We start from the raw sequence: 6,882 nt of genomic DNA, 5'->3' as shown, positions 1-6,882 counted from the left end.
CGCTGGGCGTTGGCGACACTGCCACAACTGGCTGGTCGAAACGCACATCCGTCAATCGCGAAAGGTCTCGCGTTGCAACGCTCGCCAATCCGCCATCGACAGCGAAATAGATACGATCGCCCGCCTGCGTACGGATCCCCCGGTTGAGGGCAGGCAGTGAGGAACTATCGAGTATCGCCTCGTCCGGGGCGCGAATGGACCACAGCTTCGTCGACGCACGATCGGCAGCCGCGATTACGAGCAACCCGCCCGCTTGCGGGAAGACCCACTTTGCCGGTGCTGGCGGGTCGAATTTCCAGTCGCCGGTCGGAGTCATGCGAATGACGGAACCGCCGGCGGAAACGCCGTAGATATCGGATCCGTTGGACGAAACAATCGATGTCAGTGGCGCCCGCGAGGCGAACCGGATCTCGCCCAGCCTCAGGTCGACGCGGCGCGGCTGTCCCTTGGCGTCAACCAGCGCGATAAGCCCGGCGTCGGGGTCGAATGCAAGCACTCGCGCAATTGCCGGCGCACCTGCCGTAGCCCATACAACTGAGTCCAGGCGTGGATACAGGTATGCACGCGCGGTGCCGCCGGAGCGGGGAATTCGAAGGACCACATGATCCGGACCGCGGCCCGGCGCCGATGACGCAGCGCCCGGCGCCGCCTGTCGGTCGCCGCTGCATGCGACGACGACAAGCGTCAGTATCAGACGACGCAAGTTTCTAGAAACTCGGTCCCAGTGAGAACGTCCAGTTCGCCTTGCGTCCGGGTTGATCCAGCGGCTTCGCATAGTCCCACTTGAGGATCGCGAAGTTGAACAGATTCACGCGCAAACCCAACCCGTAGCTCCGAAGGGGATACCGTTGCATCGTGAAATCATAATTGTCCGGCTCGGTCAGCGAAACCGTCTGGCCCGCGCTCCATGCCACCCCTGCGTCAAAGAACAACAATCCCTCTACGGGAGGAAGGCCAATCGGGAGCGACCCGAGATCGAAGCGTCGAATCAATGGAAAGCGAATCTCGGCGTTCGCAACCACTACGCGGGTGCCGACCAGCTGTGCGGTACTGCAGCTGGTGCCCCCGCCCCCGCCCCCGCCAATGAACCCAGTGCATTCGTTGCCGCTGAAGTTCGCGCGATCGTAACCCCGCACGTATTCTGGCCGGCCGATATACTTGGGAAAAGCCGCCTCGTCACGCCCCGCCGAAGCACTTCCCAACAGCCTGGTAGCGATGGTCAGCGTATTGAAAATGATCGGGTCGTAACGGCGGTAATCGGCGAGATACTCTACCCACCGCAAAGTGCCGACCGACGGTGAAATCTGAAACCGATATCGCCGCCCCATTACCGGACCTGTGATTCCAAACAGTGTGTTGTCGGAGACAAAAGCCGCCGATGGCGACGCAAAATTGAACGCAGCCGCGGACTCGATGTCATTCACCTCAGGTGACGTGCACCCGTTGAAAAAGCAATCCTGCGTCAGCGAGATGACCGAGCGGCCGATGTTGTTGAATTGCACGCCGGCCTCGAATCTCGTGAACCGATTCAGCGGGTATTGCCCGGTAAGGAAAATGTTCCTGAGCACGTATCGGGTGTAGAACGATTCGTACCGAATGCGGTCTGCGAGGCGCGTGGCGGTTCCGTTCGTCTGCGGCAGGAATACAGGCTGCTGGTAGGCGCCAAGGGTGTACTGCCAGCGGCTGCTGAGATTCGAATACGCGGCAAACAGGCTGGCATCCCTGATCTGTCCGTAAACCGAAGCCGACAGGGCAATCTGGTGGTTGCCGATAAGATCGCTGAGAACAATCGTCGTGCCGCCGTTGAATCCGCTCAGGCCGTATTGGTTCCCTGTACCGTATCCGACTTCCGGCTGAGCGATGTAGTCTGGCCTGAACCCGACCTTGTACTCGTAATCCCTGAAACGCGTGGTGTCGGGCAGTGCAAAATCCGGGTTCGAGTTCAGAACCGCCACTGTCGTGACGGTCTCATCGCTCGATTTCGCTTCGCCCATCGAGAGCTCCCCGGACGGCCTCGCACCGGCAGGTGCACGATAGATTGACCGCGTGTTGGCGGCTTCGGCCCGCAACCTCAATGAGTCAGAACCAGAGAGACGAGACGCGAGCGTGTCGCGAAATACCGGCACGTTGATCACAAGGCCGGTAGCTGTCGCGGGCCCGGGCCGAAACGCAACCGTCTTCAGTTTGCGTGGGTTGTCCACCGCCCATACGGTGTAATCGCCGTTTTCATAGTACGTGAACGCCATGCGGTCGGCGCCACGTGCCCAGGTAAGCGCAGGGCTGTATTCTGTTATCGCGGTAATACCGCCGAGTACGTTCGTGAGCTGGTATTGCTGCCGGTCACGAAGGTCGTACAGGAAAACGTTCGCTACGCCCGTTCGGTCAGAGATGTAGGCGATCGAACTCCCGTCGGGTGCCCAGGAAGGGTTCAGATTGTGTCCCGCCTGATTCGGTATCAGCTCGATCGCGCTCGATTCGGGATTGATCAACGCGACCTGCCATTTTCCGATCATCAACCGCGCAAGATCGGTTTGCGGACCGCGGTCACTGGCAAACGCAATGCGGCTCCCATCGGGCGACCAACTCGGCTGCAGATCGCCATAGAGGTCGTTGGTGAGCTGCCTCAGATTGGAGCCATCTGCACCGACAACAAAAATATCGGTGACGCCTCCTCTTGTCCCGCTGAACACAATCCGGCGGTCGTCAGGAGAGAACGATGGGGCAGTGACGGCGTCCACCGGCAAGTCGATCCGCTTCCGAACATCGCGGGTGGCGAGGTCGAGAAGATAAAGAACGTCCTTGCCTTCGCGCTGCGCAGTGAACGCGAGCGTCTTTCCATCGTTCGAGAAGGCGCTCTGCGAATACAACAGGCGCAATTCCTCGAAATCCGGATCGAGCGTGCTTTTGACGAGTCGCTTGAGCCGCTCGCCAGTACGGGCGTCGCCCAGCCAGAGATCAATGAACAGCTCGCCTCGCTTTTCGTTGCCGTTCGACAGGAAAGCGATGTACTTGCCGTCGTTTGAAAGCACCGGCGCGAGGAAAATCTCGCCTCCCGAGCGCTTGCGCGTCAGCAGTGGCTGGGCAAAAGTGCGGGGCCGCTGATGATTGGCTGCGGCAGGGAGGTACTGCGACTGAACCGCTTCACGCCACGCACTGCTCAGATCCACGAGCGACATGCCGAGCTCACGCTGGAAGGCGCGCTCGATTCCCACGCTCGGAATCATGCGGAGAATCTCGCCGATTGCAGCGTCGCCCCAGCGCTCTCCGATGTACTGCATCAACGACTCACCGAACCGATAAGGGAAGTACTTGTCGGGGCGTTCCGTCATCTGCTGAATCGTCGGTATGTTCCCGCTCACGGCCGCATCCCTGAGCCAGCCGGTGGTGAGGGGATGGTGCGGCCCTGTCGACAGGTATTCCGCCATTCCCTCGAACAGCCAGAGGGGCGGGTTTATACGCTCCAGCGCCTGCTGATTCGCGCCGGCCCGACCGCGTCCGAAGATGTCGTACTGAAATACGTGCACCAGCTCGTGAGCGAGAACCTGCTCGAAGCTCCCCAGGTCGCCGGTAAACGGCATGATGAGCCGCTGGCGCCCGGACTCGGTGACGCCGCCGACGCCCTCGCCCAGGTCACCGGTCACATTGTTCTGGCCGAAATCAGCCCGCGACGAAAACAGAATTACAGGCTTCTTCTCACGGAACTGGTGTCCCAGCACGCGCGACAGCCGGGCGTACGAGCGTTCGGCCATGCGGGCAGCCTGAAATACTGCTTCTCGTTCTTCCGGGTAGTAGTGGACGAGGAAATGCTCCGTCTCGAGTACGCGCCATTTGAAATGCTTGTACTGCACCTGATTCTGGCCGAAGTACTGCTGTCCCTCGAGACGCGACGCGCACACCAGCGCCATCACGACAGCCAACGCACGTACCGCTCTCATGTCACTGCTCCCCTTATACGGTGGGCACTACTTCGGCATCGCTCCAGAGCCGTTCGATCTGATAGAACGACCGCAGCGTCGGGTGGAAGATGTGGACGACAAAATCCACAAAATCCAGCAAAACCCATCTGCCTTGCTGAACACCTTCGACGTGATGAACCTTCACGCCCTCTTTTCGCAACTGGGCGATGATGTGCTCGCCGATTGACCTTACGTGAGTATCCGATGTTCCGCTGGCGATGACGAAGAAGTCGGTCATATCGGTGACGCCCTGCAGATTCAGCAGAATTACGTCACTGGCCTTCATGTCATGACAGAGAGTTGCCGCGCGCATCGCGGCTGTAACGGGCTCGCGCGCCGGTGTCGCTGGAGAGAGGGAGGTAGCCATTCAGCTCGTCGAAGTATGATTAAAACCAGCCCAGGCGGGCATTTCGTACAGTATCATATGAAAGCGCGAAATGTTCCGTTAGACGGATGTTCCGCATTTCATACGCCAGTCGACTGCGCCCGCGCTGGATACGACCGTACCTGCCACAGAAAATCTGCTGCCCGGGCTGCATCGATGAACTGCAGGCACTACTGCTTGATCACCCAGACCTTGATTTCCGGATGGACATCCGCATGCAGGCGGATCGGAACGCGGTAAACGCCGAGCGCCTTGATTGGCTCCTTCAGATCGATTTGCCGCTTCTCCACTTCGAACCCCTGATCCGCAAGCTGCTGCGCGATATCAGCGGATGTAACCGAGCCGAAGAGCTTGCCTTCGTCGCCGACCCGTGCAGAAAACGTCAGGGATACCTGCTCGAGCTTGTTGGCGTACTCCTGCGCAGATCCGCGGCGTGCGTCTTCGGCGGCTTCGAGACGCTGGCGCTCCTGGCTGATCCGCTTCCTGTTTCCTTCGGTAGCCTCGTACGCAAAGCCGCGCGGCAGGAGATAATTCCTGGCGTAGCCGGGGGAAACCTTCACGATGTCGCCGGGATGCCCGAGTTTTTCCACTGCCTGTCGTAGTATGACTTCCATGTCATTGAATCCTGTAAGATGTGATTTGTGACCGCCTGTTTTTGACAGGGTCTGGAATGATGCCAGACCCCAGGACAGTCACGACGCTCTTGGCTGAAGCCGTGTGCGCCAATCGAGCCACGTGTCGCCGAGTCCGAGTCCGAATGCAATTGCAGGGATTACGGGCGGAGCGACGATTGCAATGCCAATCAGAATCCACGTCTGGGCCCGCCCCCGCCGCATCCATGCGAGTACCCCGAGGCCCCGGACCACGTAGAGCGCGCCGAAGAACACGAGAAGATTCAGTCCTGCGGATTTCCCGTCGGTGAACGAAGGCAGCAGGTAGATCGATGCACCGACCGCCACTCCCCATATCAGCTGATCGTTAAAAGTGAAATTACGCAACTTGCTGAGCAGAGGCCCGACTGCGCGCCCACCAGCTCGATGATACAGCGCCCACCCAAGGGCCATAGCGATGAGCGACTCGAGCGCCAGCATTGCGGGAAGGAGTGGAGCCGACCAGGCTGGAATGGCTTCGATCTGTGCCTCGTTAGAATCGTAAACCGAGCCAAGCGCGGGATACTTCTCCACCGCTTGTTTTACGCCGGGTTGTTCCTGGGCTTCACGGAGAGCGGTGATACCTTCGTCGCGCCTTCGATTCAATTCTGCGGACATGACGCTCCCGACCTTGGCGGGCCCGCCTGACGAAAGCAGAACGAGAGAGAATGCAATCGCAGTAGCGATGCCAAGCGCCCCCAACGCCCTGGGAAAGAACGGCTCGGCGGGAGCAAATATGCTGACGAGACCGAAACTCGCCGAGAGCAACAACACCCACCCCTGAACCATCCAGTGATAGGAGCTGGCCGGGGTCGCACCGCCCAGAAAGAGAAGCGCCAGCGAAAGCACGATCGCCCCGAGCGCCAGCCATACGTTGCCCCCGTGCCGCCAGCCGACAATCGCACAAACGGCGATCATCGGTACGAGCAGCAATGTTGTCTGTTCGATAGGCAACATCAGGCGCAATTGGGGCACCCGCCACGCGAACACGAACACGAACAGTCCGAGTGCGAGCAACCGCCACGATCCCCGGTTCTCGACCGGCGCGGCACTCGCTGTCATCTTATGCTGTGTGTCCCTTGAGGTAAGGGATGATCGCCAGGTAACGGGCCCGCTTGATGGCGGTCGAAAGCTGGCGCTGATGCCTTGCACATGTTCCGCTCAACCGGCTTGGCAATATTTTGCCCTGATCGGTGATGAATCGCCCAAGGGTCCGGTCGTCCTTGTAGTCAACCCAACGCACGCGACCCTCGCAAAAGGGGCAGCTTTTCTGTGGTCTTCTCATCTGATGCTAATCCTCGTCGTCGTCGTCGTCGTCGCGGCGGGCAGCCTGTGCCGCGAGCTCTTCGTCGCTCATTGCCGGAGCGCCGACTTCGTGCTCGTGAAGCGTGATGAGGTAGCGCATCACCGAATCATCGAGCCTCAACGCGCGTTCGTATTCGGGCAGGACCGCGGGATCGGCGGCAAAGCGGGAGACGACGTAGTACCCGTTCTCGCGCGGACCGATCTGGTAGGCCAGCTGTCGGCGTCCCCAGTGATCGGACGCTGGCGTTTCCGGCGAGCCGAGCAGATCATGGAAGCGAGTGAGCTTATCATTGATGGCGGAGTCTTCGAGAGTAGAGTCGAAGATGTACACCGCCTCGTAATTCCGAGATATCGGCAGGCAATCCTCCTTGTGGACTTATTCCGCCCCCCGCTGGTTGCCGTGTCGGGGGGAAGGTGTGAAGGCCGCGGCGCGGCCGTTTTCTACGACATTGAAAGATAACCCGGAATCTTCGATGTGGGCAACCAGATGAAATCGGGGTAGTGGGTCATTTTGACCTCTTAGCGGTAAGGACGCTCGCGCCCGAATGGGAAAGGCGAGGCAACTCCCGCGGTGCGCTGACGGCGA

General features: G+C 59.9%; 7 protein-coding genes. All 7 read right to left on the bottom strand.

The window, feature by feature from the left end; genetic code table 11:
* On the bottom strand, window positions 1-703 hold a 703-nt coding region (locus WKF55_16360), incomplete at its 3' end, for a hypothetical protein (GenBank protein ID MEJ7761152.1).
* 4 nt (window positions 704-707) lie between these two features.
* A complete protein-coding gene (locus WKF55_16355) occupies window positions 708-3,935 on the bottom strand; it encodes a BamA/TamA family outer membrane protein (protein ID MEJ7761151.1) in 3,228 nt (1,075 codons plus the stop codon).
* 13 nt (window positions 3,936-3,948) lie between these two features.
* Window positions 3,949-4,323 carry a ribosome silencing factor gene (rsfS, locus tag WKF55_16350; protein MEJ7761150.1) on the bottom strand — a complete coding sequence of 125 codons (375 nt, stop codon included), beginning with the start codon at window positions 4,321-4,323 and terminating at the stop codon, window positions 3,949-3,951.
* 188 nt (window positions 4,324-4,511) lie between these two features.
* Window positions 4,512-4,955 (bottom strand): 50S ribosomal protein L9, encoded by a 444-nt coding sequence (rplI, locus tag WKF55_16345; GenBank protein ID MEJ7761149.1) that lies wholly within the window; start codon window positions 4,953-4,955, stop codon window positions 4,512-4,514.
* A 78-nt stretch (window positions 4,956-5,033) separates the two neighbouring features.
* On the bottom strand, window positions 5,034-6,053 hold the full coding sequence (locus WKF55_16340; GenBank protein ID MEJ7761148.1) for a hypothetical protein: 1,020 nt from the start codon (window positions 6,051-6,053) through the stop codon (window positions 5,034-5,036).
* A 1-nt stretch (window position 6,054) separates the two neighbouring features.
* Window positions 6,055-6,276, bottom strand: a complete 222-nt coding sequence (rpsR, locus tag WKF55_16335) for a 30S ribosomal protein S18 (GenBank protein ID MEJ7761147.1) — start codon at window positions 6,274-6,276, stop codon at window positions 6,055-6,057.
* 6 nt (window positions 6,277-6,282) lie between these two features.
* Window positions 6,283-6,648: a 30S ribosomal protein S6 gene (gene rpsF, locus WKF55_16330; protein ID MEJ7761146.1), complete on the bottom strand. Its 366-nt coding sequence runs from the start codon at window positions 6,646-6,648 to the stop codon at window positions 6,283-6,285.
* Window positions 6,649-6,882 lie beyond the last annotated feature (234 nt).

The organism is Gemmatimonadaceae bacterium (assembly GCA_037721215.1).
GTDB lineage: Bacteria > Gemmatimonadota > Gemmatimonadetes > Gemmatimonadales > Gemmatimonadaceae > UBA4720.
This window is presented reverse-complemented; position numbering and strand designations above follow the sequence as displayed.

Coding starts and splice junctions, on each gene's coding strand:
- rsfS (MEJ7761150.1), bottom strand. CDS start 4,323: ATGGCTACCTCCCTCTCTCCAGCGACACCGGCGCGCGAGCCCGTTACA.
- WKF55_16340 (MEJ7761148.1), bottom strand. CDS start 6,053: ATGACAGCGAGTGCCGCGCCGGTCGAGAACCGGGGATCGTGGCGGTTG.
- WKF55_16355 (MEJ7761151.1), bottom strand. CDS start 3,935: ATGAGAGCGGTACGTGCGTTGGCTGTCGTGATGGCGCTGGTGTGCGCG.
- rplI (MEJ7761149.1), bottom strand. CDS start 4,955: ATGGAAGTCATACTACGACAGGCAGTGGAAAAACTCGGGCATCCCGGC.
- rpsR (MEJ7761147.1), bottom strand. CDS start 6,276: ATGAGAAGACCACAGAAAAGCTGCCCCTTTTGCGAGGGTCGCGTGCGT.